Raw genomic sequence first — 26,109 nt, 5'->3', positions numbered from 1 at the left:
ACTCCACATGTCCCGACATCAGCATATCCAGGCCTGGCTCGCCGACGTGGCCAGCGACCTGCACGCGATCCGTCACGATATCCACGCTCACCCGGAACTGGGCTTTGAAGAAAGCCGCACCTCGGCATTGGTCGCCCGACTGCTGGAGGAATGGGGCTATGAAGTGCACACCGGTATCGGCAAGACCGGCGTGGTCGGCGTGCTGCGCAATGGCAGCAGCCCCCGCCGGCTGGGCCTGCGCGCCGACATGGACGCGCTGCCCATCCACGAAGCCACGGGTGCGGCATACAGCAGCCAGCACCCAGGCTGCATGCACGCCTGTGGTCATGACGGGCACACTACCATGCTGCTTGGCGCCGCGCGCTACCTGGCGGCAACCCGGCAGTTCGACGGCACGCTGACACTGATCTTCCAGCCGGCCGAGGAGGGCCAGGGCGGTGCCGAGGCGATGCTGGCCGACGGCCTGTTGGAGCGCTTCCCATGTGATGCGCTATTCGGCATGCACAACATGCCAGGGCTGCCGGCCGGACACCTGGGGTTTCGTGAAGGGCCGATGATGGCTTCGCAGGACCTGCTGACGGTGACCCTGGACGGGGTGGGTGGCCATGGCTCGATGCCGCACCTGACCGTCGACCCGCTGGTGGCGGCCGCCAGTGTGGTGATGGCGCTGCAAACCGTGGTGGCGCGCAATATCGATGCGCAGGAGGCAGCAGTGGTCACCGTCGGCGCATTGCAGGCCGGCGAAGCGGCCAACGTGATCCCGCAACAGGCGCTGTTGCGCCTTAGCCTGCGCGCACTGAACGCCGAGGTGCGGGCGCAGGCCCTTGAGCGGGTGCGGGCAATCATCGTCAGTCAGGCCGAGAGCTTTGGCTGCCGCGCCAGCATCGAGCACCGCCCGGCCTACCCGGTGCTGGTCAACCATGCCGCTGAAAACGCCTTTGCCACCCAGGTAGGGGTCGAGTTGCTGGGCGCCCAGGCTGTGGATGGCAACACCCGCAAGCTGATGGGCAGCGAAGACTTCGCCTGGATGCTGCAGCGCTGCCCGGGGGCCTACCTGTTCATCGGCAATGGTGTATCGCGGCCGATGGTGCACAACCCGGCCTACGACTTCAACGACGACATCCTGCTGACCGGCGCCGCCTACTGGGGCGCGCTGGCAGAGCGCTGGCTGGCACCTGCCTGATTGTCCCTTTTTGACCACTGCCGCTGGAACCCGGGCGCGACTGCGCCTGGGCGATCACCCAATCATTGTGTGGAGTGTTCCCTATGCAGACTTCGAGCACCGGCGTGTCGCGTACCCGGCAAGTGGTGGCCGCCGTTATCGGCAACGCCCTGGAATGGTATGACTTTATCGTGTATGGCTTTCTGGCCAGCATCATCGCCCGGCAGTTCTTCCCGTCCGACGACGAGTACGCCTCGCTGCTGATGGCCCTTGCCACCTTCGGCGTCGGGTTTTTCATGCGCCCAGTGGGCGGCGTGCTGCTGGGCATGTATTCCGACCGCAAGGGCCGTAAGGCGGCCATGCAGATGATCATCCGCCTGATGACCGTGTCCATCGCCATGATCGCCTTCGCGCCCGACTACCTGGCCATCGGCATGGCTGCGCCGCTGCTGATCGTGGTGGCGCGCATGCTGCAGGGCTTTGCCACCGGTGGTGAATACGCCAGCGCCACGGCATTTCTGGTGGAAAGCGCACCTGCCCACCGCAAGGGCCTGTATGGTTCGTGGCAATTGGTAGGGCAGTGCCTGGCGGTGTTTTCCGGGGCGGCAATGGTGGCGTTGGTTACCCACCTGTGCTCGCCTGAGGCGCTGGACAGCTGGGGCTGGCGCATCCCGTTCGTGCTGGGCCTGCTGATCGGGCCGGTCGGGCTGTGGATTCGCAAGCATATGGAGGAGCCTGAGGCGTTTGTCGAGGCGCGTCGCCATGCCAAGGGCCAGTCGCCCGGCCTGTGGCAGGTGCTGCGTGAACACCGGCGCAGCCTGCTGGTGTCGATGGGGTTGGCCTGCGGCGCGACGGTATCATTCTACGTGGTGCTGGTGAACATGCCGACCTTCGCCCACAAAAGCCTAGGCCTGCCGCTGGACCAGGTGCTGCTGGTGCAGATGCTCGCCGTGGGGCTGATGACCCTCCTGATTCCGTTGTCCGGGGCGCTGTCTGACCGGCTGGGGCGGCGCCCGGTGCTGATGGCCTTCACCCTGGCGTTCTTCGTGATGGTCTACCCACTGTATGTGTGGATGGCCGCTGCGCCTTCCCTGGAGCGCCTGTTGGTCATGCAACTGCTGTTGTGCACGGCCATCGGTGGTTTCTTCGGCCCGGCACCTACTGCCCTGGCCGAACAGTTCCCGGTCCAGGTGCGTTCCACCGGCGTGTCGGTGGCCTACAACGTGGCGGTGATGGTGTTCGGTGGCTTTGCCCCGTTGATCGTGACCTGGCTCACCCAGGTGCTTGGCACCCCGGTGGCGCCGGCGTTCTATGTGCTGTTTGCCTGCCTGCTGACATTGCTGGGCACCTATTGCCTGAAAGAAGCACCGCGGGCAGTCAAACCTGCCGCCTTCAACCTTGGAGTAAAACCGTGAAGCCGCTAGCCATCGACCCCATTGTTGCCCTCGATGCCGAGGCACTGTCCCAGGCCATCCATGCCCGCCAGTTGTCATGCCGGGAGGTGATGCAGGCCTACCTGGGGCATATCGAGCGCTTCAATCGGCAGGTCAATGCACTGGTCTCGCTGCGCCCGGCCGAAGTGCTGCTGGCCGAGGCCGAGACGCGTGACCGCGAACTGGCCCGTGGCCACTCGCGCGGCTGGATGCATGGCATGCCGCAGGCAATCAAGGACCTCGCCGCCACGGCAGGGCTGCGTACCACGCTCGGCTCGCCGCTGTTTGCCGAGCAGGTACCCGAGCAGGATGCGATCAGCGTGGCGCGGGTGCGGGCGAGCGGGGCATTGATCATGGGCAAGAGCAATGTGCCCGAGTTTGGCCTGGGTTCGCAAAGCTACAACCCCTTGTTTGGCACCACCACCAACGCCTACGACCCGTCGCGGGTGGCGGGTGGCAGCAGCGGTGGGGCTGCAGCGGCGCTGGCCATGCGCTTGCTGCCGGTGGCCGACGGCAGCGACATGATGGGCTCGCTGCGCAACCCGGCGGCGTTCAATAACCTGTTCGGCCTGCGCCCATCGCAGGGCCGCGTGCCACATGGGCCGGCGCCCGAGCTGTTCGTGCAGCAGCTGGCCACAGAAGGGCCGATGGGCCGCAGTGTGGTCGACGTGGCGCGGCTGCTGTCGATACAGGCGGGTGTTGATGCCCGGGCGCCGCTGTCGCTAAGCGAAGGCCGGCGCGATTTTGCCGTTGGCTTGCCGCGTGATTTTCGCGGTGTACGGGTGGGCTGGCTGGGCGACTACAACGGCTATCTGCCGATGGATGACGGGGTAATGAGCCTGTGCGAGTCGGCGCTGGCCGACTTTGCCGAGCTGGGCTGCCGGGTCGAGGCCTGCCAGCCGGCATTCGACCTGGCGCGCTTGTGGCAATGCTGGCTGACCCACCGCCACTTCCTGGTGCATGGCAACCTCGGCGCAGCCTATGCCGACCCCGGCAAGCGCGCATTGCTCAAGCCCGAAGCACAGTGGGAGGTGGAAGGTGGCTTGCAGCTAAGTGCGGCGGCGCTGTACCAGGCTTCGTTGGACCGCAGTGACTGGTACCGCGCCATGGGCAAGCTGTTCGAGCGTTACGACTTCCTGCTGTTGCCCTCGGCTCAGGTGTTCCCTTTCGATGCACGCCAGCCATGGCCGACGGTGGTCGGGGGGCGGCCAATGGACACCTACCACCGCTGGATGGAAGTGGTGATCGGGCCGACCCTGGCCGGTTTGCCGAGCATCAGCGTGCCGGTGGGGTTCAATGCCGCCGGGTTGCCCATGGGCCTGCAAATCATAGGCCCGGCGCAGGCCGACCATGCCGTGCTGCAGCTGGCGTATGCCCATGAACAGCTCACCCGCTGGGTGGTGCGCTGCCCGCCACAACGCCTGCTTACGCCATGAAAGCATGGGCAGGCGCGGATCTTGCTGGCTATCCTGACCATCCCGCTACAAGGAGGTCATACCCATGGGCATCACGGCAGACAGCGGCGGCGTGCGTTCAGTGGAGCGGGCGCTGGCCATCGTCGACCTGCTGGGCGAACACCAGGCGTTGGGCCTGGAAGAACTGCACTACCTGACGGCGCTGCCCAAGGCCACGGTGTCGCGCATGATCGCCACCTTGCAGGCGCAAGGCTGGGTGTACCGCGGCCTTGCCGACCGGCGCTACCGGCTGTGCGCGCGACGCCTGTTCGGTGACCGCCAGTTGCGTTTCAAGCGGCGCCTGGTGGAAAGCGCAGCGCCCATGCTGCTGGAGCTGAGTGAGCGCACCGGGCTGGTCGCTGACCTGTCGTGTTTCGACGGCCAGCGGCTGGAGGTGATGGAAAGCGCCATTCCCCAGGTGCTGCGCAAGCGCTACCCGCACACCTGTCAGATCGTCGGGCAGCATGCCAGCCTGTTTCATTCGGCGATGGGGCGGGCGTGCCTGGGGGAGCTGGCGGTGGACGAAGTGCAGCGCCTGGCGGCCCATGAGCGGCTGGGTGACGACGGGTTGTTGCGCGATATCGAAGAACAAGCGCACAAGGGCTTTGGTCAGCGCACCGAAGGCTACTGGGAATACCCGGTGCGCCTGCCGTTCCTGATCCGCGCCATTGCCTTGCCGGTACATGCCGAAGGGCGCCTGGCCGGCAGCATTGCCTTGCAATGGCCGCTGGATCAGGCGCCGGTGGAGCGGGTGTCGAGCCTGCACCTGAGCAGCTTGGCGACCACTGTGAGTGAAGTGCAGCGGGCCTTGGCACCATGAGTGCTTCTGCACGGGCCTTTTAACAGCACGAGGCTGCTCCAGGCATGGCCACTCTTGACGCTCGGCAGGGGGGGCGAGAGGTACGACCTAGAGTTCGTGTTTGTGTCGAGACCGGGCGCCGCCCCTGCGGCACTCAGTCTCAAACACATCCCACATCTCAAGCCATACGCTCGATCAACGCCCACAACGCCGCATCATTGAAATCATCGACAACCAGCCTGGCGCCCGCTGCCAGCAACCGCTCCGGGGTCTGCGTCGTGGCCACGCCCACGGTAAAGATCCCCGCGCCACTGGCCGCGGCCGTCCCCGGCAATGAGTCCTCGAAGGCCAGCGCTTGCCCGGCCTCGGCACCCAGCCGCTGCAGGCCGGTGAGGTAGGGCAGCGGGTCCGGTTTGGGCCGTGCCAGCTCTTCGGCCACCAGCACATGTTCAAAGTGCTGGCCAAGGCCCATGGCGTTCAGCATGTGCTCGGCGTTCAGCCGCGGTGCGTTGGTCACCACACACATGCCGATGTCATGGGCCTGGGCATGCTCCAGCAGGCGCAACAGGCCCGGCATCGGTTCAAGCGACGGCGACATCGCGCGGAACAGCGCTTCCTTGCGGTCGGCCAACGCCTGGCACTGTTCGACACTGGCGCCGCTGAACAGCTCGGCGAACAGCTCGCCGTTGGCGCGGCCGCTGACCTGGGCATCGAACTGCGCCTGGCTCAGCTCGCGGCCGTCGTGTTCACGCAGCAGTTGGCGAAAGGCCTGCAGGTGCAGGGTGTCAGTGTCGGTGAGGGTACCGTCAAGGTCGAACAGCAGGGCGGTCAGCATGGGATATCCAGATGAAAAAACACAAGCCAGGGGATCATAACCAAAGCTGACGACGAAGGGGGCTGTTCAGCGTGCTCCGAAAAGAGTACAAATGTGCTCCATGGACACTCTTACCCCCAAACGCCGCGCCATTTTCGAATTCATCCGTGAGCGCATTGCCGAGCATGGTCAGCCGCCGAGCCTGGCCGATATCGCCACGCGCTTCGGTTTTGCCTCGCGCAGCGTTGCACGCAAGCACATCACCGCCCTGTGCCAGGCCGGTTACATCGATGTCACGCCAAACCAGGCCCGGGGCATACGCCTGGCCGAGCCGCTGCGCCGGCCGGAAATCCTCGAAATACCCGTGCTGGGCCAGGTGGCGGCGGGTGCCCCCATCGGCCCGGACCTGGACATCCACGAGCAGTTGCTGCTCGACCCCAGCCTGTTCCGCCGTACCCCCGACTACCTGCTGAAGGTACGGGGCGACTCGATGATCGACGACGGCATCTTTGACGGTGACCTGGTCGGCATCCTGCAACAGGCCGACGCCCGCGACGGGCAAATCGTGGTTGCGCGCCTGGACGGCGAAGTGACCATCAAACGCCTGCAACGCCAAGGCGGCACTTACCGGCTGTTGCCACGCAACCCGGCCTATGCGCCGATCGATGTGCAGCCCGAACAGGACTTTTTCATCGAAGGCGTGTTCTGCGGCTTGCTGAGGCGCGACTGATGGGCGCCGTGGTCGACCTCGACAGGCTGCTGGAGCAGCGCCGGGTATGGCGCGGCCGGCAGGCCCAGGCGCGGCCACTCGGGCTGCAGCCCACCGGCCATGCGGCCCTCGACGAACGTTTGCCGGAAGGTGGCTGGCCGGCGGCAGCACTGAGTGAGCTGTTGCTGGCCAACCCCGGCTGTGGCGAATTGCAGTTGCTGTGGCCAACCCTGGCCCGGCTGAGTGCAGAAGCCAGCAGAGTGGTGCTGGTGGCTCCACCCTTCATCCCTTTTGCACCGGCCTGGCAGGCAGCGGGGGTGGACCTGCGCTGGCTGGTACAGGTGGATGCCGAGCCTGCCGATGCCCTGTGGGCTGCGGAACAGTGCCTGCGCTCGGGCAGTTGCGCGGCGGTGCTGTGCTGGCCGGAACGTGCCGATGACCGCGCCCTGCGGCGCTTGCAGGTAGCGGCCGAAACCGGGCAGGCACTGGCGTTCGCCTGCAGGCCGCAGCAGGCGTCGCACAACCCTTCACCCGCAGCGCTGCGCATTGCAGTCGACACGCGCCCGGCGCAATGGCGCGTGCTGAAAAGCCGGGGGGGCATGCCTCCAGCGCTGCCTATTCCCTGCCCGGGGCGGGGCTGATGCACCATGCTCTGGGCCTGCATCCTGCTCCCGCAGCTTGCGTTGGACACCGTCCTGCGGGAGCGTGACGACCCTGACACACCCTTGGTGCTGATTGGCGGGCCGACCCAGCGTCGCGTGTTGCAGGCAGTCAACCCGGCGGCCGCCGCACTTGGCCTGCGGGCCGGGCAAACCCTTACCGCTGCGCGTGCCTTGGCCGATGGCTTCACCTGTGTCGAAGCCGACCCCAAACGCATCGATCAGGTGCAACAGCTGCTGGCGGCCTGGGCCTACCGCTTCAGTGCCCAGGTCAGCCTGCATTACCCACGGGCGCTGCTGCTGGAAGTGGGCTCCAGCCTGCAACTGTTCGGGCCCTGGCCTTTGTTCGAGGCGCGTCTGCGTCAGGAATTGGCAGAACTCGGCCTGCGCCAACGCATTGTCCTGGCCAGCAACCCGGTGGCTGCTCGCATGCTCGCCAATGGCCACGATGGCCTGGCCGTGGGCGATGTCGACGCCACCCGAGCGGCGCTGCTTGGCATGCCCATCACGCGCGTCGGCCTGCCGGCAGAGGCGGCCGAAGCGTTTGCCCGCATGGGCTTGCACCAGCTGGGCCAGGTATTGGCCTTGCCGCGCGATACCTTGGCCAGGCGCTTTGCGGCCCAGGTGCAGCTGCACCTCGACCAGTTGCTCGGCCTGCGCAACCTGGGGCTGGACTTCTACCAGCCACCGGACCGTTTCGAAACCCGGCTGGAACTCAATTTCGACGTCGAGTCGCACCAGGCGCTGTTGTTCCCGCTGCGGCGCATGCTCAACGACCTTGCTGCATTTCTGGCCGGGCGAGACTGTGGCGTGCAGCGCTTCTGTCTGCATCTGGAGCACGCCGAGGGGCCGGATACCCTGCTCAAGGTGGGCCTGCTGGCGGCCGAACGCGATGCTGCGATGCTGTTCGAGCTGGCCCGTGGGCGCCTTGAGCCGCTGCGCATACCCGCACCGGTGCGCAACCTGCGGCTGGTTGCCGAAGACTTGCCACCCTTCGTGCCACAGCATCAGGCGTTGTTCGACCCGCGGGCGCAACAGGCGCAACCCTGGGCGCAATTGCGCGAGCGGCTGCGCGCCCGGCTGGGGGATGAGGCCGTCAAGGGGCTTGGTGCAGCCGCCGATCACCGCCCCGAATGCGCCTGGCAGTTGGCGGAGCAGGGGGCCCAAGGCAACATGCCCGTTGCACCGGGCAGCCGCCCGGGGTGGCTGTTGTCGGCACCGATCGCGCTGGATGACGCCGCCTACCAGGTGCAGGGCTACGCCGAACGCATCGAATCAGGTTGGTGGGATGGCGGCGATGTGCGTCGCGACTACTACCGCATCGAAACCCGTGACGGCCTGCGCGGCTGGGCCTACCGCGACCTGAGCCAGGCCGGCCCGCTTTGGCTGCAGGGTTGGTTCGCATGAACACCCCGGGTTATGCCGAGCTGCATTGCCTTTCCAACTTCAGCTTCCAGCGCGGTGCATCGAGCGCCGACGAGCTGTTCCGGCGTGCGCGCGAGCAGGGCTACCAGGCTTTGGCGATCACTGACGAATGCACGCTGGCCGGTATCGTGCGCGCCTGGCAGGCAGCCAAGGTGCACCAGTTGCGGCTGATCGTTGGCAGCGAGGTGCAATTGTGCGACGGGCCCAAACTGGTGCTGTTGGTCGAAAACCTGACGGGTTACCAGAACCTGTGCGCCCTGATCACCCGTGCCCGGCGGCGGGCAGAGAAGGGGGCGTACCAGCTGTTTCGTGATGACTTGCTGCTGCACCACCAAGGCCTGCTGGCCCTGTGGGTGGCCGCTGACAGTGGCGATATCGCTACCGGCGCGTGGCTGCGCAGTGTGTTCGCTGAGCGCCTGTGGCTGGCCGTGCACCTGCATCGGGGCAGTGACGATGCCGTGCACCTGCAACGGCTGCGGGTACTGGCGGCTGATGTAGGCATTCGCACCGTGGCCTGTGGCGACGTGCACATGCACGTGCGTGGTCGCCGTGCCTTGCAGGACTGCATGACTGCCATCCGCCAGCATTGCCAGGTGAGCGAGGCCGGGCGCTTTCTGTTTGCCAATGGCGAACGGCACCTGCGCAGCCAGGCGCAACTGGGCGAGCTGTATCCGCTCGACCTGCTGGCCGAGACCCTGGTCATTGCCCGGCGCTGCCAGTTTGACCTGAGCGAACTGAACTACCAGTACCCACGCGAACTGGTGCCCGAGGGGCATACCCCGGCAAGCTGGTTGCGCGAATTGTGCGAGCAAGGCCTGCCGCTGCGCTGGCCAGGCGGGCCGAGTGGCAAGGTGCGGGATGTGCTTGCCAAGGAACTGGGGCTGATCGAAGAGCTGGGCTACGAAAGCTACTTTCTGACGGTGCACGACATTGTCGCCTTCGCCCGCAGCCAGCGCATTCTATGCCAGGGCCGGGGGTCGGCAGCCAACTCGGTGGTGTGCTTCGTGCTGGGCATCACCGAGCTTGACCCCATGAAACACCACCTGCTGTTCGAGCGCTTCCTGTCGCGCGAGCGCAACGAGCCACCGGACATTGACGTGGACTTCGAGCACGACCGGCGCGAGGAGGTGATCCAGTATGTGTTCCGTCGCTATGGCCGGCACCGGGCGGCGCTCACTGCGGTAGTCAACACCTACCATGCCGCCGGTGCGGTGCGGGATGTGGCGCGGGTGCTGGGGCTGCCTGCCGACCAGGTGGATGCCCTGGCCAAATGTTGTGGCCGCTGGAGCGATCGCATACCCGATGACCAGCGCCTGGCCGAGGCCGGTTTCGAAGCGGGCAGCCCTTCGCTGCGGCGGGTGCTGGTGCTGGCCGGCGAACTCATCGGCTTCCCCCGGCACCTGTCGCAGCATCCGGGTGGTTTTGTCATCTCCCAGCAACCGCTCGACCAGCTGGTGCCGGTGGAGAATGCCGCGATGCCGGAGCGTACGGTGATCCAGTGGGACAAGGATGATCTGGACATGGTCGGCCTGCTCAAGGTCGACGTACTGGCGCTGGGCATGCTTAGCGCCTTGCGCCGCTGCTTCGACCTGCTGCAACGCCACCGTGGCCGGCACCTGACCCTGGCGACCATCCCTAGCGAAGACCCGGCCACCTACGCCATGATCAGCCGTGCCGAAACCATGGGCGTTTTCCAGATCGAGTCACGCGCGCAAATGGCCATGTTGCCGCGGCTGCGGCCCCAAAAGTTCTACGACCTGGTCATCGAGGTAGCCATCGTCCGCCCTGGGCCGATCCAGGGCGACATGGTGCACCCGTACCTGCGCCGGCGCCTGAAGCAGGAACCGGTGACGTATCCGTCGCCGCAACTGAAGGAGGTGTTCGAGCGTACCTTGGGCGTGCCGCTGTTCCAGGAGCAGGTGATGGAGCTGGCGATGGTCGCGGCCGACTATACCCCGGGCGAGGCCGACCAGTTGCGCCGCAGCATGGCCGCCTGGAAGCGCCACGGCGGCCTGGAGCCGCACCGCGAACGGCTGGTGCAGGGCATGTTGCGCAATGGTTACACGCTGGCGTTTGCCGAGCGCATCTTCGAGCAGATCAAGGGGTTTGGCAGCTATGGCTTCCCTGAGTCCCATGCGGCCAGCTTTGCCTTGCTGTGCTATGCCAGCAGTTGGCTGAAGTGCCATGAGCCGGCGATTTTCACCTGTGCGTTGGTCAACAGTTGGCCGATGGGCTTCTACAGCCCTGATCAACTGTTGCAAGAGGCTCGCCGCCAAGGTATCGAGGTACGGCCGGTTGATGTCTGCCACAGCGACTGGGACTGCACCCTGGAGCCTGATGCTGAAGGCACCCTGGCCATTCGCATGGGGCTGCGGCTGGTGCGTGGCCTGGCCGAAGCCGATGCCAGGCGCGTGCAGCAGGCGAGGGCGCAGCGGCCGTGGCGCAACGTCGAAGACCTGTGCCTGCGCGCCGGCCTGGACGCTCGGGCCCGTGCCCGCCTGGCTGATGGCGGGGCGCTGCGCGCCTTGGCCAGCGATCGGCATCAGGCGCGCTGGCAGGTGGCTGCGGTGCAGCCGCAGCTGCCGTTGTTCGCTGATGTGCAGGCCTTGCCTGAAGAAACGGTGCAATTGCCCGTGCCAACCGTGGGCGAGGACCTGATGGCCGATTATCAAACCCTCGGCACTACGCTTGGCCCACATCCACTGGCCCTGTTGCGCGCTCGTCTGAGGGCACTGGGGTGTCGCAGCTCCAGTGAATTACAGGGTGTGGAGCATGGCGACAACATTGCTGTGGCCGGGCTGGTGGTGGGCCGGCAACGGCCTCAAACCGCCAGCGGTGTGACCTTCGTTACCCTGGAGGACGAACATGGCATGGTCAACGTGGTGGTGTGGCGTGCGCTGGCCGAACGGCAGCGGCGGGCGCTGGTGGGTTCGCAGTTGCTCAAGGTCAGTGGGCGGCTGGAGCAGGAGAATGGGGTGCGGCACCTGATTGCGCGGCGGTTGGAGGATGTGAGTCCGCTGTTGCAAGGGCTGGATGTGCGCAGTCGGGATTTCCATTGAAACCCCAACGCTCGGTACTTGCGCGGTTCCTTGTGGGAGCGGGCGAGCCCGCGAAGCAGGCACCGCGTTGCAAGGCACCGGCCTTGCCGGTGTTCGCGGGCATGCCCGCTCCCACAAAGGTCGCGTCTTGGGCCAGATTGCGCTTGGCGAACGGCAGCGGCGGGCGGTGGTCAAGGCTTGCTCAACGCTCGGTACTTGCGCGGTCTCCTGTGGGAGCGGGCGAGCCCGCGAAGCAGCCACCGCGTTGCATGGCACCGGCCTTGCCGGTGTTCGCGGGCATGCCCGCTCCCACAAAGGTCGCGTCCTGGGCCAGATTGCGCTTGGCGAACGGCAGCGGCGGGTGGCGCAGTTGCTCAAGGCTTGCTCAACGCTCGGTACTTGCACGGCTACCTGTGGGAGCGGGCGAGCCCGCGCAGCAGCCACCGCGTTGCAGGGCACCGGCATTGCCGGTGTTCGCGGGCATGCCCGCGCCCACAGAGGCCATCTACTGGTCCAGCTTGTGCTCGGCGGTTACACCATCGCCAACCGTTGCTTGTGCGTCGGCGCAGGGAACGCCCGGTCGATCGCCCCCAGGTCTTCGCTGGTCAAGGTCAGCGCTCCCGCTGCTGCATTGAGCTGCACGTGCTCGGGCGCCACCGCCTTGGGGATGGCGATCACGCCGTCATCGCGGGTCACCCAGGCCAGGCTGACCTGGGCCGGTGTGGCGCCATGGCGCTTGGCGATTTCCGCCAGTACCGGGTGCTGCAACAAGCGCCCGGCCTGAGCCAGCGGGCAGTAGGCCATGGTCGGCAAGCCACGTTTTTCGCACCACGGTAGCAAGTCGAATTCGATGCCACGCTGGGCCGGGTTGTACAACACCTGGTTGGTGGCACAATCAGGGTTGTGCAGTTCGCGCAGGTCGTCGACGTCGAAGTTGGACACGCCCCAGCGCTTGATCTTGCCTTGCTCGCGCAAACGCTCGAAGCCTTCGACGGTTTCCTCCAGCGGGTGCTGGCCACGCCAGTGCAGCAGGTACAAGTCGATGCAGTCGGTGTCCAGCCGGGTGAGGCTGCGTTCGCAGGCAGCCGCCATGCCGCGCAGGCTGGCATTGTGCGGGTAGACCTTGCTGACCAGAAATACCTGGTCGCGGCGCCCGGCAATGGCTTGACCTACGACCTCTTCTGCCCCCCCTTCGGCATACATCTCGGCGGTGTCGATCAGGTTCAGGCCCAGCTCGATGCCCTGTTGTAGCGCCGCGACTTCGGCAGCCTTGCGACCTGGGTCTTCGCCCATGTACCAAGTGCCTTGGCCGATGGCTGGAACACTCGTGCCTGCCAGATTTACGTATCGCATGTCACCTCCGGGATCCGGGTATTGGAAAGAAGCACCTCAAGCAGTGCTTGCGCTGCAGTGGAAAGCTTGTGCTCGCTGAGGGCAATCACGCCGATGCGCCGCTCGACAGTGGGCTCGACCAAGGTGACGCAGCGGGCACCCAGTTCCTGCATCTGGTTGATGCACAGCGCCGGCACGGCACTGACCCCCAGGCCGCTGGCAACCATGCGGCCGATGGTCGTCAGCTGGTGGCTTTCGAACGCTACTGCCAGCTTGCCGTGGCGGGCCGCCACATTCTGCTCCATCAGCAGGCGCACTGCCGAAGGGCGCTGCAGGGCCACGAAATCTTCGGCCATCAGCTGTGCCCAGCTGACCTGGGGCAGCAGTGCCAAGGGTGAGTCGGCGGCCACTACCGCAACGAAGCGGTCCATGTACAACGGATGGAAGTCCAGCCCATCGATGTTATCCGGCTCGAAGCCGATGCCCAGTTCGACGCGGCGATGGCGTACCAGTTCCTGTACCTGTTCGTTGATTACGTCATGCACGGTGACGTTGACCTTGGGGTAGCGCTGGCGAAACACCTTGAGCGCGTGGGGCAACAGGTTGCCGGCAAAAGCCGGCATGGCCGCCACCGACACACGGCCCAATTGCAGGGTGAAGCGCTGGCGCAGCATCTCTTCGGTGTCGTCCCAGTCGGCCAGCAGGCGGCGTGCCAGTGGCAACAGGACTTCGCCTTCGGCAGTCAGGCTGACGCTGCGCGTGGTGCGGCTGAGCAGGGCGCCGCCGAGGTTTTCTTCCAGCGCCTTGATGGTCAGGCTCAGTGCCGGCTGCGAAACGTGCAGGTGTTCACCGGCCTGGGCGAAGCTCTGGTACTTGGCCACGGCGACAAAGGCGCGCAATTGTTTGACGTTCATGTCGGGCCTATCGTTTATTTTGTAAAAATTATCAATCGATGACGAAAACAAAATTAACAAATCAGTCGCTTGCGGTGAAGATGTCTGCACACGCTCACCGACAGCCTCGTCGGTTAAACAACTACAAAAGGCGGATCAGCATGGCCGGACTGGACAAGCGCGTTGCAACCTATGAACAGGCCCTCGAAGGCCTGAGCGACAACATGACGGTACTGGCCGGTGGTTTCGGCCTGTGCGGCATCCCGGAAAACCTTATCAGCGAAATCAAGCGGCGTGGCGTCAAGGGCCTGACCGTGGTCTCCAACAACTGCGGTGTGGACGGTTTTGGTCTGGGCGTGCTGCTGGAAGACCGGCAAATTCGCAAGATGATCGCCTCCTACGTGGGCGAAAACGCCGAGTTCGAACGCCAGTTGCTCAGTGGCGAGCTGGAAGTGGAACTGACCCCACAGGGCACCCTCGCCGAGAAAATGCGCGCAGGTGGTGCCGGCATCCCGGCGTTCTACACCGCTACCGGCTATGGCACCCCGGTTGCCGACGGCAAGGAAGTTCGCGAGTTCAAGGGCCGCAAGTACATCCTGGAGGAATCCATCACCGGTGACTTCGCCATCGTCAAGGGCTGGAAGGCCGACCACTACGGCAATGTGGTGTACCGCAACACTGCGCAAAACTTCAACCCGCTGGCGGCCACCGCCGGCAAGATCACCGTGGTCGAAGTGGAAGAGATCGTCGAGCCCGGCGTGCTGCTGCCAAGCGAAATCCACACCCCGGGCATCTACGTGGACCGTGTCATCGTCGGCACCTTCGAAAAGCGTATCGAAAAGCGCACCGTCAAGGCCTGAGCGCCATCCACCCGAACAATAAAGAGATCCTGACCATGGCACTGACCCGCGAACAGATGGCGCAACGCGTTGCCCGTGAACTGAAGGACGGTTACTACGTCAATCTGGGCATCGGCATCCCCACCTTGGTGGCCAACTATGTACCCGCCGACATGGATGTGATGCTGCAATCGGAAAACGGCCTGCTCGGCATGGGCGAATTCCCCACCGAAAGCACCCTCGATGCCGACATGATCAACGCCGGCAAGCAAACTGTCACCGCCCGCCGCGGCGCCTCGATCTTCGATTCGGCACAATCGTTCGCCATGATCCGTGGCGGCCACGTCGACCTGACCGTACTGGGTGCTTTCGAGGTGGACGTGCAGGGCAACATCGCCTCGTGGATGATTCCTGGCAAGTTGGTCAAGGGCATGGGTGGGGCCATGGACCTGGTGGCCGGCGCCGACAACATCATCGTCACCATGACCCACGCCTCCAAGGACGGCGAGTCCAAGTTGCTGCCGCAGTGCAGCCTGCCGCTGACCGGTGCGGGCTGCATCCGCAAGGTGCTGACCGACCTGGCCTACCTGGAAATCGAAGACGGCGCCTTCATCCTGCGCGAGACCGCACCCGGGGTCAGCGTCGAGGAAATCATCGAGAAAACCGCCGGCAAGCTGATCGTGCCGGATGATGTGAAGGAAATGACATTCTGATTGCCCGCTACAGACTGCCCCTTGTAGGCACAGCTTTGTGCTGCGAAGGGGCCTGTTATGGGGTGGCCAACTCGCCACCCCTATAGCGCGAAGCTTTGCCTTACCGCCAGTGATGCCTTGATTCAAGGCCTCTGCAGGCTTGGCGTCAGCTTTCAGACGCGTATCATGGCTGCCTCAGCCTGGGAAACCCGCGTCACATGTCTATCCGATTGAAACTGCTGCGTAAGAAACTGGGGATGACCCTGGAAATGCTGGCCGAAAAGACTGGCATGACCAAAAGCTACCTGTCCAAGGTCGAGCGCGGCCTCAACACGCCCTCGATCGCCGCGGCGCTGAAACTGGCGAGAGCGCTGAACGTCAACGTCGAAGAGCTGTTCGCCGAAGAACAGGTTGGGCAGAGCCGCTACAGCCTGGTGCGCCATACCGAGCGCCAGGCCCTGGTTGGCGATGGGCAAGGGCCGGGGTACGCGGCCCTCACCAGTCAGGTTGGTCAGCGCAGCCTGCTGCCGTTTCTGATTCAGCCGCCGTCCGAGTTCAGCGACCCCACGTTCAAGGAACACCAGGGCGAAGAGTTCCTGTTTGTTCACGCAGGCCAGGTGGAAGTGGACTTCATGAGTGAGCGGGTGCTGCTGGAGCAGGGCGACGCCCTTCATTTCAACGCCCAGACGCCGCACCGGCTGCGCTCGGTAGGTGTCTCACCGGCGCAATTACTGGTCGTGGTTCACCACGCAGACGAGTGAAACATCAGGGGGGCAGGTATGCCCCTTGTTCTCAGCTGTGAAACGCCAGATCCATCGCACCAGCCCTCCCTTGCATAATCTGCATGTCGTTTTTTTGACGAATGCACCCATCGCCCATTGAATTTTATTATGGTGTCGGATCATTGACGTAGTGTCATTGTGCCCATAAGCTCAAATCAACAACGAAACAACTCCCGCAACACCGCGCCAATAACTAATTGATTTTCCTGTTTTTAGGAGGGGAGTATGCGCACGACTCTGATAATCAAATCCATGTTCTTGCTGGTGATGCTAAGTGGTGCTGCCCGCGCGGCAGATTCGTATATAAATCAAAACAGTATCATTCCTGTTTCAACTGCAGGCTGGTTCTTTGCCTTTGCTGTCGTCGGTTTTGTTGCTGTTGCCAACCGCAGAAAGATCTGAACCGGATACCTTGTACCTGAAGTGACTGCCCATTGCCGCGAGTCCACTGGCATGGCTTGTGAATTCTCCAACCGTTGCTATATTCCCAGTAGCCCGTAGGGCCAATGTTTACAGGGCGTTGCAGCCGTGCTTGCAGCGTCAAGGCAAAGGCCTCCAGGAAGGTCGAGGCCATCGCGGCAGCTGTGCGCCGTGAAGCGGAGCGAGAGTTGGTGTGTTGTTCTCATTCAGTGCTCTTTGTCGGGCCATTTGGCCGGAGGGACCCTCATGGTGCGTTCAATGTTTGCCGCTTTGTGCATGCTGACGGTGTGGTCCGGCGCCGCTAACGCCGACCAGAGTAGTGCTCCCTACCTGCTCAGCCCCGGCGATGTGGTGATGGTTTCGGTGTGGCAGGAAGACAGCCTGCGTCAAGAAGCCACCGTACTTCCCGATGGCAGTATCACCTTCCCCCTGGCCGGGCGCATCAATGTGGCCGGGCTGGACGTGACAGCGGTCGAAAAGCAGGTCGCTGCCAAACTCGAAAAATACCTCCCCGACCCTAACGTCAGCGTTGTCGTCAAAAGCATTGCCGGCAACATGGTCTATGTGCAAGGCAAAGTGATCAAGCCCGGGCCGGTGCAAATGGCAGGCCCCACTGCGGTATTGCAGGCGTTGAGCATGTCGGGTGGTCTGGACAAGTTTGCGGATGAAAGCGAAATCAAGGTGGTCCGCGGCACGGGTGCTTCCCAAAAAATCCTGCCCGTGCGATATAAGGACCTGGTGTCTGGGCGGGACATGTCCACCAACATCCAACTTCAGGCTGGCGATACGCTGGTCGTCCCTTGATCTTGCCTTTAATAAGAACATTTAATGCCTCTTCTTAGAACAACTCGCATTGCAACGGCAATCTTGGTCTTGCCGTTTACGGACGCGGTACTGGCGGCAAATTGGCAGTCTACGGTGGTGGTACCGACATCCGTCGAATACGACAGCAACCCATTGCTGCTGACCTCGGGGGAAAAGGGCGTAACGCGCACGATCATCGCGCCGGATTACACCCTGATCGGCACTTTTGACCGTGACGAATTGAGGTTGGGGCTTGGCATGCATGTGCTGCGCTCGTCCGATACGGATATCGTCGATGACCGTGAAGACCCTGATATAAGCCTGGGCTGGCAGCGCACTACCGAGCGGGGGCGTTTCGGCCTGGTGGCGCGCTACAACGAAAGCTCGACGTTGTCGGGGACAGTACTGGATACCGGGGTGATTACCACCGACGGTACACAAAAGCTTTACACCTTGACTGGCAACTGGAGCCAGGCGGTGACCGAGCGCAGTACCTTGAGCAACGAAACCACCTACAACCGTGCCCGTTACGACATCAGTACGCTGACGGGCTACGACGAACTGGCGAACGTCTTTACCTGGACTTACGCCTGGAGCGAGCGGGCTGATCTGTATAGCCGTTTTGGTGCCCGGCGCTATGAGCCCGAAGAGGACCTTACCGCGACCGCTTCCAACAGCTACACCCCGGCAGTCGGCATCAAATACCAGCTTGCCGAGGGCTTTAGCGCCGACGCCCATGTTGGCGTCAACCAAGTGTCAGGTGACGATGGCGGCCGACGCGGGGAGGGTGGGGTTGCGTTGCTGTACACCGGCCCGCGTGCCGTTGCCAGCCTCAGCGCCGAGCGCAGCACGGTGGCAAGCGCCGAAGGCGGTTTCGCTGAGCTGGACCAGGTGCGTGGTGTGTGGAGCTATGCGCTGACCGAGTTGTCCCGGGTGGGCGCGGACGCCGCGTGGCAAGACAGCAAGGGGCAGTCGCCCAACACGCTGCAGACTTACAGCGTATGGGCCAGCCGCCAGTTTTCGCCTTACTGGGACCTGCGCCTGTCGCTGATGTACAAGGAGCGGCAGCAGGACCATGTACCGGATGCAACCGCTACGATCGTTGGTTTGACGTTGACGTACAGGTACCCCGACATCTGAACTTCAGGCAGGTGGCCCTATGAAGTCTGACTACGAGCTCTCCCTCAGAGATTACATCGCCATTATCAAGGACAGAGCCCTGGTGTTAGGGGTGAGTGCCGCAGTCATTCTCGCCGCGACCGTGGCCGTCGCGTTGATGGTGCCGCCGATCTACCAGTCGACCGGCACCATTCTGGTTGAGTCACAGCAGATTTCGCCCGAGCTGGTGTCGACCAACAACACCAGTTTTGCCGATGAGCGCATCGAGGTGATCCGTCAACGGGTGATGACCCGCGAAAACCTGTTGCGCATCATTGGCAAGTACGACCTGTTCGCCGACAAGCGCTTCAGCGAAAGCGACAAGATCGACCAGATGCGCAACGCGATCGTGGTCGAAACCCTTACCACCTACGTGCGCGGTCGTGGTGAAGCGACCGTGGCGTTCAATGTGTCGTTCGAGCACAAGCAGGCACAAGTGGCCAAGGAAGTCGCCGACGAACTGGTGACGCTGTTCCTCAACGAAAACCTCAAGCAGCGCACCGAGCGGGCCAATGAAACCACCGAGTTCCTCACCCAGGAAGCCAACAAGCTGGGCGCCGAGCTGGCCAGCCTGGAGAACCAGCTGGCCGATTTCAAGCAGGCCCACGCCAATGCCTTGCCCGAGCACCAGACCCTGCGCATGAACATGTTGTCGCGTGCGGAGCTGGAGTTCCGTGAGGTCGACCGTGACTACAAGGCTGCCCAGGAAGAGCTGCGCTACCTGGAACTGGAGCTGTCTGCGGCCAATGCCGGCCTTGCCACCAAGGTTGCCGAAGGCACCCGGTCAACCCGTGCTGACCCGCCCGAGGACCTGCCAAGCCTGAAAGCCGAATACGCGCGGCTGATGACCCGCTACAAGGACGCCCACCCGGATGTGGTGGCGGTCAAACGCAAGATCCAGGCGCTCGAAGCCAGCGGTGGCCGCACTGCTGCAGCTTCTACGGTCAGCCTCGACGTGGCCCGTGTCCGCGCCAAAATGAGCGCCGCCCAGGTACGTATTGCCTCGCTGGCAGAGCAAAAGCGCGAGCTGACCCGGAAAATGGAAGGCTACGAAGCGGAGATCCTCGAGGCACCGCAGGTCGAGCGCGGCCTGGTGACTTTGATGCGTGACCACGACAACGCACGGAAGAAATACGAAGAGATTCGTGCCAAGGAAATGGGCGCAAAGATTACCGAAAGCCTCGAGCAGGAAAACAAGGCTGAACGCTTCGTACTGCTCGAGCCCCCCCTGTTGCCTGAGAAGCCGATCAAGCCTAACCGCAAGAAGATCGCTGCGCTGGGCCTGGTGTTGGCACCGGCCGGTGGCGGTGCGCTGGTGATGCTGCTGGAGATGCTCAATCAGCGTGTGCGCGGCGTTGGTGCCCTGGAAAGCCTGCTGGGCAAACGGGTGCTGATGGCACTGCCCTATATCGATACCCGGGCCGACGTGGCCCGACGCAGGCGCTGGCGCAATCGCCTGATCCTGGCGGCACTGGCGCTGGCAGCTATCATGATAGGGCTGGTGCACGTGTTCTACATGCCACTGGATGTGCTGTTGTACAAAGTCATGTCTCGGTTTGTATAGGGAAAGCAGTGATGGACAGGATCAAGCCGGCTGTTGGCAACAATATTCATCAGGTTACCCCGGGTACCCCCCAGGCACTGTCTCCCGCCCCCGGTACGGCGCTGGCAGAAGTGCCGGGGCAGTTCGATTACGTGAACACCAAAGTGGTACCACTGCGTCCAGACCACCTGGAGCGTAACCGCATCGTCGCGTACAACAAGAACTCCAACATGAACGGGCCGATCGACCTGTTGCGTACGCAGGTGCTCAGGGCCATGGACGAGAACGGCTGGCGTACCTTGGCCATCACCTCGCCAACGCCGGAAGCGGGCAAGACAATGTTGGCGATCAACCTGGCCATGAGCATTGCCCACCACACCACCAAGACCGCGTTACTGGTGGACTTCGACCTGCGCCGGCCCAAGGTCGGCAGCTACCTGGGCCTGCCCATGGAGCAGGCACTGAACGAGCTTCTGGCGGACAAGGCCGAGTTGCAGGACTGCCTGGTCAACCCCACCTTGCCGCGCTTTGTGGTGCTGCCGACGCGGGTACCCGTGCCCCTGTCGACCGAGATGCTGTCCTCGCCCAAGGTAAACAACCTGATTGGCGAGTTGCGCAACCGCTACGAGTCGCGCATCTGCATTTTCGATTTGCCACCGCTGCTCAGCTCGGACGATGCGATCACCGTCATGCCCAAGTTCGACTGTGTGTTGCTGGTGGTGGCCAACGGGATGAACAACAAGAAGGAAATCGAGGATTGCCTGCATCACCTGGCCACGGTGAACCTGATCGGGACAGTGTTGAACAAGGCTGACGAACAGCCGCGTACCTATTACTGAGCCTTCTGGCCGTCCGCCTGTAGGTGCGGCCTTGTGCTGCGCCTACAGGGAACGAGCCCACTCAGCGCTCCCAGGGATACTGCAACTCCCACTGCCACGCATGCCGCACAATCTCCTCCAGCGAAGCGAACGCCGGGCGCCAGCCCAGCACGTGCATGGCTTTGCTCGCATCCGCCACCAGCCGTGGCGGGTCGCCGACGCGGCGCGGTGCGTCAAGGGCATTGATCTGCCGCCCGGTCACTGCCCGGGCCGTATCGATCACCTCCTGCACCGAAAAGCCCAGGCCATTGCCCAGGTTGAACGCGGCACGCTCGCCACCGGCCCGTAAATAATCCACCGCCAGTGCATGGGCCGCCGCCAGGTCTGCAACATGCACGTAGTCGCGAATGCAGGTGCCATCCGGTGTGTCGTAGTCACGACCGAACACTGTCACCGCCTCGCGCCGGCCAGATGCAGCCTGCAGGATCAAGGGGATCAGATGGGTTTCCGGGTCGTGACGTTCCCCGAGCTGACCTTCCGGGTCAGCGCCCGCTGCATTGAAATAGCGTAGGCATACCGACTTCAAACCATAGGCCCGGTCGAAGTCCTCAAGAATCTGCTCGACCATCCATTTGCTCAATCCGTACGGGTTGATCGGCACCTTGGTGTGCGCTTCATCGATCGGCACGTACTGCGGGTTGCCGTAAACGGCGGCGCTCGAAGAAAACACCAGGTGCCTGATGCCGGCATTGACCATGGCCTGCAGCAGGGCAAGGGTGGCTGCGACGTTGTTCTGGTAGTACTTGCCGGGCGCGCTGACCGACTCGCCCACTTGAATGAACGAGGCGAAGTGAAACACAGCATCGAAGCGGCACACGCCAAACAGCACGTCCAGTGCGGCTTCGTCGGCGATGTCGAGCCTGGCCCACTGGATACCGGGGCCAGGTGAGACCAGGTCCGCGACCAGCACTTCATGGCCGGCGGCGAGCAGGTGCTTGACCATGTGCGAACCAATGTAGCCCGCACCACCCACAACCAGATATTTCATCCCCACCTCCTGGAATCTGCTGTTTACAGACGCAGTGAACACTCCCTGACACGTGCAGGTGGGATGATCATCTACAGGTGACCTGAGCGTAGATGGCCCTATGCTCTATTTCAAGAATAGCCAGTTGGACATGTAGGTGCCGTCGAAGGTAATGGTGTATTGCCCCTCCTTGTAGGCCACCGGCAGCGGTTTCAACTGCACCTGTGCATCGCGGGCGAACAGTTTCAGGCCGGCGGGTGCCTTGATGTTCAGGCTGCCTTCAAGGGGCTCCACATTGAACGGCGTCTTGTCATCGGCCTTGGGCATCGCACGGGTGCCCAGAGACAGCAGAAGCTCGCGCGACTGACCCAGTGGCTTGCCGTCCAGGCTCTGGACCACCACGCTGGCGTAAGGCGTTTTCGTATGTATCTGAATGGAACCCAGGTTGATCGGGCGGCCGCCCAGCCAGCCGCTGGCGGCCTGGGTCAATGGCGTGTCGATGGTGTAGATGCCTTGTTGCCAGTTGCGCCTGAGTTCGCCAGTGTCGGTCACCGACTCGGTGGCATCGGCGGCCAGCAGCGCTTGCCCCGGGTCGTGCAGCACCTGCGCGTCTGCCGGGATGGGTGCGGGTTTCAGCCAAGGCAATTCCGGCGTGTGTGGCAGGGCGATCTGCAACTGGCCCTTTTCCATGGCCGTGCGCAGCAGCGGTGAGTTACGCGGGGTGATCTCCTGGTTGTACAGGGTGGCAGGTGTCGGTGCGAACACGTAGCGAGTGGTGGCTGGTTTTACGTCCGCACGGCGATAGAGCAGGGCAGCGGCGGGCAGGGTGGCGATCATCGCTGGGTCGTTGTACGCGTGCCAGTTGTCCGCCGTGCGCCAACCCGGGTTGAACGCCTGTTGGCTGTAGGCGTATTGCAGCATGGCGTCCCAGCCTTGGTGGCTGGCGGTGCCGGCGATGTAAATCGGCAGCGAATGGCGGTCAGGCAGTGGGAAGGGCTCGGCGTTCCACTCGGTAACGGTCAGCGGTTTGCCGACGACCTGGGCGGCAGCAATCCAGTCGATCATGCCGTCGCTGGTCAGTGGGTTCTTCTCCAGTTGGCCTGTGTCGCCGTAGCTGTGGGCGTCGATGACATCGCCAACGCTCAGTGCCGGCAGTGCGCTAAGCCCATTGCCGCCCCAGGTGCTGGTGGTAGCAATGGGGACTTTCACGCCCACGCTGCGCAAGTGGGCGATCATGTCGGCATTGAAGCGTTGTTCCAGTTCGTTGAGCAACAGCTTCGACGGCCCATGCTCCCAGGCCCGCCAGGTCAGGTCGGCGGGCAGGTCAAACTGTTTGGCAAAGGCCTTGGCCGCCGTCATGTAGCGCGCGCTGTGGCGCGGTACATCCTTGTTCGGCATCAGGGCGTTGCCGTAATGCTGGGTCAGGTCATTCTCGTTGGTGATCAGCACGGCGGCGATGGCCGGGTCGTCCTTGTAGGCCAGGCCCGTGTATTCGTTCACATGGGTCAGGTACTGCTCGGCGAAGCGTTTCATCGCTTGCCGCATGCTGTCGTTCACGTAGGCGTAACCCTTCAGGTCGACGCGGCCGTCCTTTTCAGGCAGCTCCCTGATGTCTTCAATATTGTCGTTGGCGGTAAACCCACGCTGCACATGCATGTCCAGCCAGATGTAGATGCCTTCGTCCTTGAGTGACTTGATCCACAGGTCGAGCTTGCGCAGCGATTCGGCGCTGAGCTGCTGGGTATCGCGCACCAAGGTGCCGTCGCCAAATACGTTGGGGCTGACCCAGGGCGAGTCGTGGTGATGCAGACGCACCAGGTTGAAGCCCAGTGCCGAAAGGCGTTTGGCCTGTTGACGTATTTCGTCGTCGGGGCTTTTGAACAGCGAGTAGGCCGACAGGTTGGTGCCCCAGAAGCGTACCGGGGTGTTGTCGGCGAACATCAACTGGTCGCCAACCGCCTTGACGAAGCCACGCTTGCCGGCGGGTTTTTCTGCTGCGTTGAGGAACGACAGGTCCACCGGCGAGGTGCGCCAGTCCAGCTGGTCATCAGGCCAGTTGGCAGGGTCTGCCAGGCCGAAGCGCTCGCTGGGGGTAGGGCCGAGTTCGATGTCGCCGGTCACGTTGAGCACGGCCTTGAGCTGTTGGCGGCCGGCGCTGATCGGGTCCTTGTAGAGGAATGCGCGCAGCTCGGACGGGTTGCCGCGCTCGAAATAGACCTTGGCCAGTGGCGGGTCGAAACGCATTTCGATGCGTCGCCCCTGGTCGGCCTTGCCCCACGTCCAGCCGCGGTTGTCGGGCAGCAACTGCGGGGCTCCCATGTCGCCGGCGATTTGCGCCGGGTCGAACTGGAACACCATGCCGCCTCCCATGACACCGCTCTGGCGGCTGTGGGCGTCGAGGTCGAAGGCCCAGCTCAGGGTTTGCGCTTGTTCCTTACGGATGTCAGCCTGCAGGTCGAAGTCCAGTTCCTTGTTCTTGCCCTGCAGCGTGTAGTGGTAAGGGCCATTGACCTTGAAGTCGGTATGGAAACCGGTCCAGCTCCAGTTGGCAGCCCAGAAATCGAATTTGGCCTTCATGACCGGGCCACCGCCGTGTGTCACGATAGGCAAGCCATTTTGCTCATCGACACTGACCTGCCAGTCTGAAGCCCAGCTGGCCAGCGGCAGCAGGGCCAGGCCGGCAATGGCCGAAAGGCGCACATAATGACGCAGGGACAGCCTGTTCATGCACTTTACCTGAGTTGTAGGTCGGGTTCTGCCAGTTCCATGACCTGGCTGTTGTGCAGCCGGCGAACAATCTGGATGTAGGCCACGCCCAGGCCAGCAATAGACCAGTACACCACCGGGATGAAGGTGATGCTGCTGACCGTGAAGATGATGACCAGAATGCCGATCAGCGTTGCCAGCAACACCCGGCCGAGCTGTCGTCGCTCGTCGTCCTTGTCGGCGAAGCTGAGCATGGCTCTACGGATACCCAGCAGCACCACGGCAAAGAACGCCACGAACAGGCCTAGCCCGATCAGGCCGACCCGCAGCGCGAGGTTGATGTAGGTGTTGACAATGTCGATGATGCCATCGCCCTGGATCATCGCCTGCATTTCGGGTGTGTTGCGGAAGTCGAAGGAGCCGAACAACGGATTGCGCTGGATGACGATCCAGGAGTTGTCCATCAACCGCTCGCGGTAGGTGATGTTCTCTTTCTCGAGGTTGCCGATGAACGGCAGCAGGTCCAGCACCTTGTCGCCACCGGGCACCACGGTCAGCAAGGGCAACGCCAGCATGCCAGCCGCACCTAGTAGCGCCAGGCGCTTGAAGGCACCTTTGCCCAAGGCGATGAACACCACCACGATGACCAAGGTGCCGACCCACGGGCCGCGTGACAATGGCGCGAACAGCCCGGCGGCCAACAGCAGGGCACCCATGGCCCTGTGCAGTGGGCGTTGCACATAGCCCTGCACGAACAGGAACAGGCCGATGGCCACGCTCATCACGTAACCCAATACAATCGCCTGGCCGGTGGTGACGCTCGCCCGCAACGCACCGCCACGGCTGAGGTAGCCGGACATGCTCCAGGGTACGCCCATGGCGTCGACCAGGGCGCTGTACAGCAGCCAGTGGCGCACATACTCGGCCACGGCGATCAGTGCCATGACGAAAGAGGCGAGCACGAAGGCCAGCAGGGTGTCCTTGAAGTCGCTGATCTGGCGCAGGCCACGGCTGGCCACGTAATACGGCAGGAGTACGTCGACATACAGGTACAGCGCCTGGCGCAGCGTGTCGGTAAGGGTGGTTTCGCGCAAATAGAGCACGCTCATCAGCAGCAGGCCGGCCGCCAGCAATTTATCGGCCCAGGTGCGGCCAAAGCGCTGGGTGTCACTTTGCCGGCGCAGGTGCAGCGCGGCCGGCAGCAGCACGCAGAGGGTCAACAGGCGAATATGGTTCAGGTCGACCAGATAGTTGACCACGCCAAACCCGGGCACCTGTACCGAGGCTGGCGGTATCAGGAACAGCAGCATGTAGAACAGCGCCAAGGGGTTGTGCTCGCGGCGCCCGGCTAGCCAAAGGACGACCGCGCCCACACCCAGGTACAGCCAGAAGCTGTGCGAGAAAAAAGCCAGCAGCGTCAGCAGGAACCACAGATTGCGCCGGCGCTTGTAGTCGCTGAGCGGAATCAGGTCGGTGGCAGGCCGCCGCGCCATCAGGAAGACCACGCTCGCCAAAAACAGGATGACGATCAACGCACGAAAATGTTCAGGCATTGGCTATGTACACCTTTCCCTTGGTGGGCAACGGCTAGCATCATGGCTA

22 protein-coding genes are annotated in these 26,109 nt (G+C 63.4%); 16 read left to right on the top strand and 6 right to left on the bottom strand.

The annotated features are described in order from the left end of the window. The first annotated feature begins 7 nt into the window (after nt 1-7). From ACYCCG_RS14610 to ACYCCG_RS14595, 4 genes are all read left to right on the top strand, one after another. Nucleotides 8-1,183, top strand: coding sequence for a M20 aminoacylase family protein (locus tag ACYCCG_RS14610; RefSeq protein ID WP_060545162.1), 1,176 nt, complete (start codon nt 8-10; stop codon nt 1,181-1,183). A gap of 83 nt (nt 1,184-1,266) precedes the next feature. Continuing rightward, nucleotides 1,267-2,577, top strand: a complete 1,311-nt coding sequence (locus ACYCCG_RS14605) for a citrate-proton symporter (protein ID WP_459670909.1) — start codon at nt 1,267-1,269, stop codon at nt 2,575-2,577. Beyond that, on the top strand, nt 2,574-4,031 hold the full coding sequence (locus tag ACYCCG_RS14600; protein WP_339533430.1) for an amidase: 1,458 nt from the start codon (nt 2,574-2,576) through the stop codon (nt 4,029-4,031). Before ACYCCG_RS14605 ends, ACYCCG_RS14600 begins: the two co-directional genes overlap by 4 nt. Before the next feature lie 64 nt (nt 4,032-4,095). After that, a complete protein-coding gene (locus ACYCCG_RS14595) occupies nt 4,096-4,869 on the top strand; it encodes an IclR family transcriptional regulator (RefSeq protein WP_459670907.1) in 774 nt (257 codons plus the stop codon). A gap of 157 nt (nt 4,870-5,026) precedes the next feature. Here ACYCCG_RS14595 and ACYCCG_RS14590 read toward each other — a convergent pair whose 3' ends face one another. Beyond that, nucleotides 5,027-5,683: an HAD family hydrolase gene (locus ACYCCG_RS14590; RefSeq protein WP_339443214.1), complete on the bottom strand. Its 657-nt coding sequence runs from the start codon at nt 5,681-5,683 to the stop codon at nt 5,027-5,029. Between the two features lie 91 nt (nt 5,684-5,774). On the opposite strand from ACYCCG_RS14590, the gene lexA reads away from it, so the two are divergent. From lexA to ACYCCG_RS14570, 4 genes are read left to right on the top strand one after another with little or no spacing between them, the layout of a single operon-like run. Further along, nucleotides 5,775-6,392 carry a transcriptional repressor LexA gene (lexA, locus tag ACYCCG_RS14585; protein WP_012052394.1) on the top strand — a complete coding sequence of 206 codons (618 nt, stop codon included), beginning with the start codon at nt 5,775-5,777 and terminating at the stop codon, nt 6,390-6,392. Then, nucleotides 6,392-7,012 (top strand): translesion DNA synthesis-associated protein ImuA, encoded by a 621-nt coding sequence (imuA, locus tag ACYCCG_RS14580; protein WP_004374214.1) that lies wholly within the window; start codon nt 6,392-6,394, stop codon nt 7,010-7,012. Before lexA ends, imuA begins: the two co-directional genes overlap by 1 nt. A gap of 6 nt (nt 7,013-7,018) precedes the next feature. Beyond that, complete coding sequence (locus ACYCCG_RS14575) at nt 7,019-8,437, top strand: Y-family DNA polymerase (protein WP_004576292.1); 1,419 nt, start codon at nt 7,019-7,021, stop codon at nt 8,435-8,437. Beyond that, on the top strand, nt 8,434-11,514 hold the full coding sequence (locus ACYCCG_RS14570) for an error-prone DNA polymerase (RefSeq protein ID WP_459670904.1): 3,081 nt from the start codon (nt 8,434-8,436) through the stop codon (nt 11,512-11,514). Before ACYCCG_RS14575 ends, ACYCCG_RS14570 begins: the two co-directional genes overlap by 4 nt. 510 nt (nt 11,515-12,024) lie before the next feature. On the opposite strand, the gene ACYCCG_RS14565 is transcribed toward ACYCCG_RS14570, so the two are convergent. Beyond that, on the bottom strand, nt 12,025-12,846 hold the full coding sequence (locus ACYCCG_RS14565; protein ID WP_459670903.1) for an aldo/keto reductase: 822 nt from the start codon (nt 12,844-12,846) through the stop codon (nt 12,025-12,027). Further along, nucleotides 12,834-13,739, bottom strand: coding sequence for a LysR family transcriptional regulator (locus tag ACYCCG_RS14560; RefSeq protein WP_176684304.1), 906 nt, complete (start codon nt 13,737-13,739; stop codon nt 12,834-12,836). The genes ACYCCG_RS14565 and ACYCCG_RS14560 overlap by 13 nt, the downstream gene beginning before the upstream one ends. A 140-nt stretch (nt 13,740-13,879) precedes the next feature. Between ACYCCG_RS14560 and ACYCCG_RS14555 the strand changes: the two genes are divergently transcribed. The 8 genes from ACYCCG_RS14555 (at nt 13,880) to ACYCCG_RS14520 (ending at nt 20,795) form a co-directional block, all read left to right on the top strand. After that, nucleotides 13,880-14,578 (top strand): CoA transferase subunit A, encoded by a 699-nt coding sequence (locus ACYCCG_RS14555; protein WP_020192902.1) that lies wholly within the window; start codon nt 13,880-13,882, stop codon nt 14,576-14,578. Between the two features lie 35 nt (nt 14,579-14,613). Beyond that, nucleotides 14,614-15,270, top strand: a complete 657-nt coding sequence (locus ACYCCG_RS14550) for a CoA transferase subunit B (protein WP_004576290.1) — start codon at nt 14,614-14,616, stop codon at nt 15,268-15,270. Between the two features lie 197 nt (nt 15,271-15,467). Then, a complete protein-coding gene (locus ACYCCG_RS14545) occupies nt 15,468-16,010 on the top strand; it encodes a helix-turn-helix domain-containing protein (RefSeq protein ID WP_176684303.1) in 543 nt (180 codons plus the stop codon). Between the two features lie 246 nt (nt 16,011-16,256). Further along, nucleotides 16,257-16,433, top strand: coding sequence for an EPS-associated small membrane protein EppA (eppA, locus tag ACYCCG_RS14540; protein WP_004374238.1), 177 nt, complete (start codon nt 16,257-16,259; stop codon nt 16,431-16,433). A gap of 264 nt (nt 16,434-16,697) precedes the next feature. Further along, on the top strand, nt 16,698-17,255 hold the full coding sequence (locus ACYCCG_RS14535; RefSeq protein ID WP_176684302.1) for a polysaccharide biosynthesis/export family protein: 558 nt from the start codon (nt 16,698-16,700) through the stop codon (nt 17,253-17,255). A 24-nt stretch (nt 17,256-17,279) separates the two neighbouring features. Then, nucleotides 17,280-18,395: a hypothetical protein gene (locus ACYCCG_RS14530; RefSeq protein WP_176684301.1), complete on the top strand. Its 1,116-nt coding sequence runs from the start codon at nt 17,280-17,282 to the stop codon at nt 18,393-18,395. A gap of 19 nt (nt 18,396-18,414) precedes the next feature. Beyond that, nucleotides 18,415-19,977, top strand: coding sequence for a GumC family protein (locus ACYCCG_RS14525; protein WP_209966226.1), 1,563 nt, complete (start codon nt 18,415-18,417; stop codon nt 19,975-19,977). An 11-nt stretch (nt 19,978-19,988) separates the two neighbouring features. Then, entirely contained in the window at nt 19,989-20,795 is an 807-nt protein-coding gene (locus ACYCCG_RS14520; protein ID WP_176684299.1) for a CpsD/CapB family tyrosine-protein kinase, read from the top strand. A gap of 61 nt (nt 20,796-20,856) precedes the next feature. On the opposite strand, the gene galE is transcribed toward ACYCCG_RS14520, so the two are convergent. The 3 genes from galE to ACYCCG_RS14505 all read right to left on the bottom strand — a co-directional run bounded on the left by galE (nt 20,857) and on the right by ACYCCG_RS14505 (nt 26,060). Continuing rightward, a complete protein-coding gene (galE, locus tag ACYCCG_RS14515) occupies nt 20,857-21,822 on the bottom strand; it encodes a UDP-glucose 4-epimerase GalE (RefSeq protein ID WP_339533431.1) in 966 nt (321 codons plus the stop codon). Between the two features lie 105 nt (nt 21,823-21,927). Next, complete coding sequence (locus ACYCCG_RS14510; protein ID WP_459670896.1) at nt 21,928-24,528, bottom strand: glycoside hydrolase 5 family protein; 2,601 nt, start codon at nt 24,526-24,528, stop codon at nt 21,928-21,930. 5 nt (nt 24,529-24,533) lie between these two features. Continuing rightward, on the bottom strand, nt 24,534-26,060 hold the full coding sequence (locus tag ACYCCG_RS14505; RefSeq protein WP_459670894.1) for an O-antigen ligase family protein: 1,527 nt from the start codon (nt 26,058-26,060) through the stop codon (nt 24,534-24,536). Nucleotides 26,061-26,109: the final 49 nt, after the last annotated feature.

This window comes from Pseudomonas sp. VEM90 (assembly GCF_054611535.1).
This window is presented reverse-complemented; position numbering and strand designations above follow the sequence as displayed.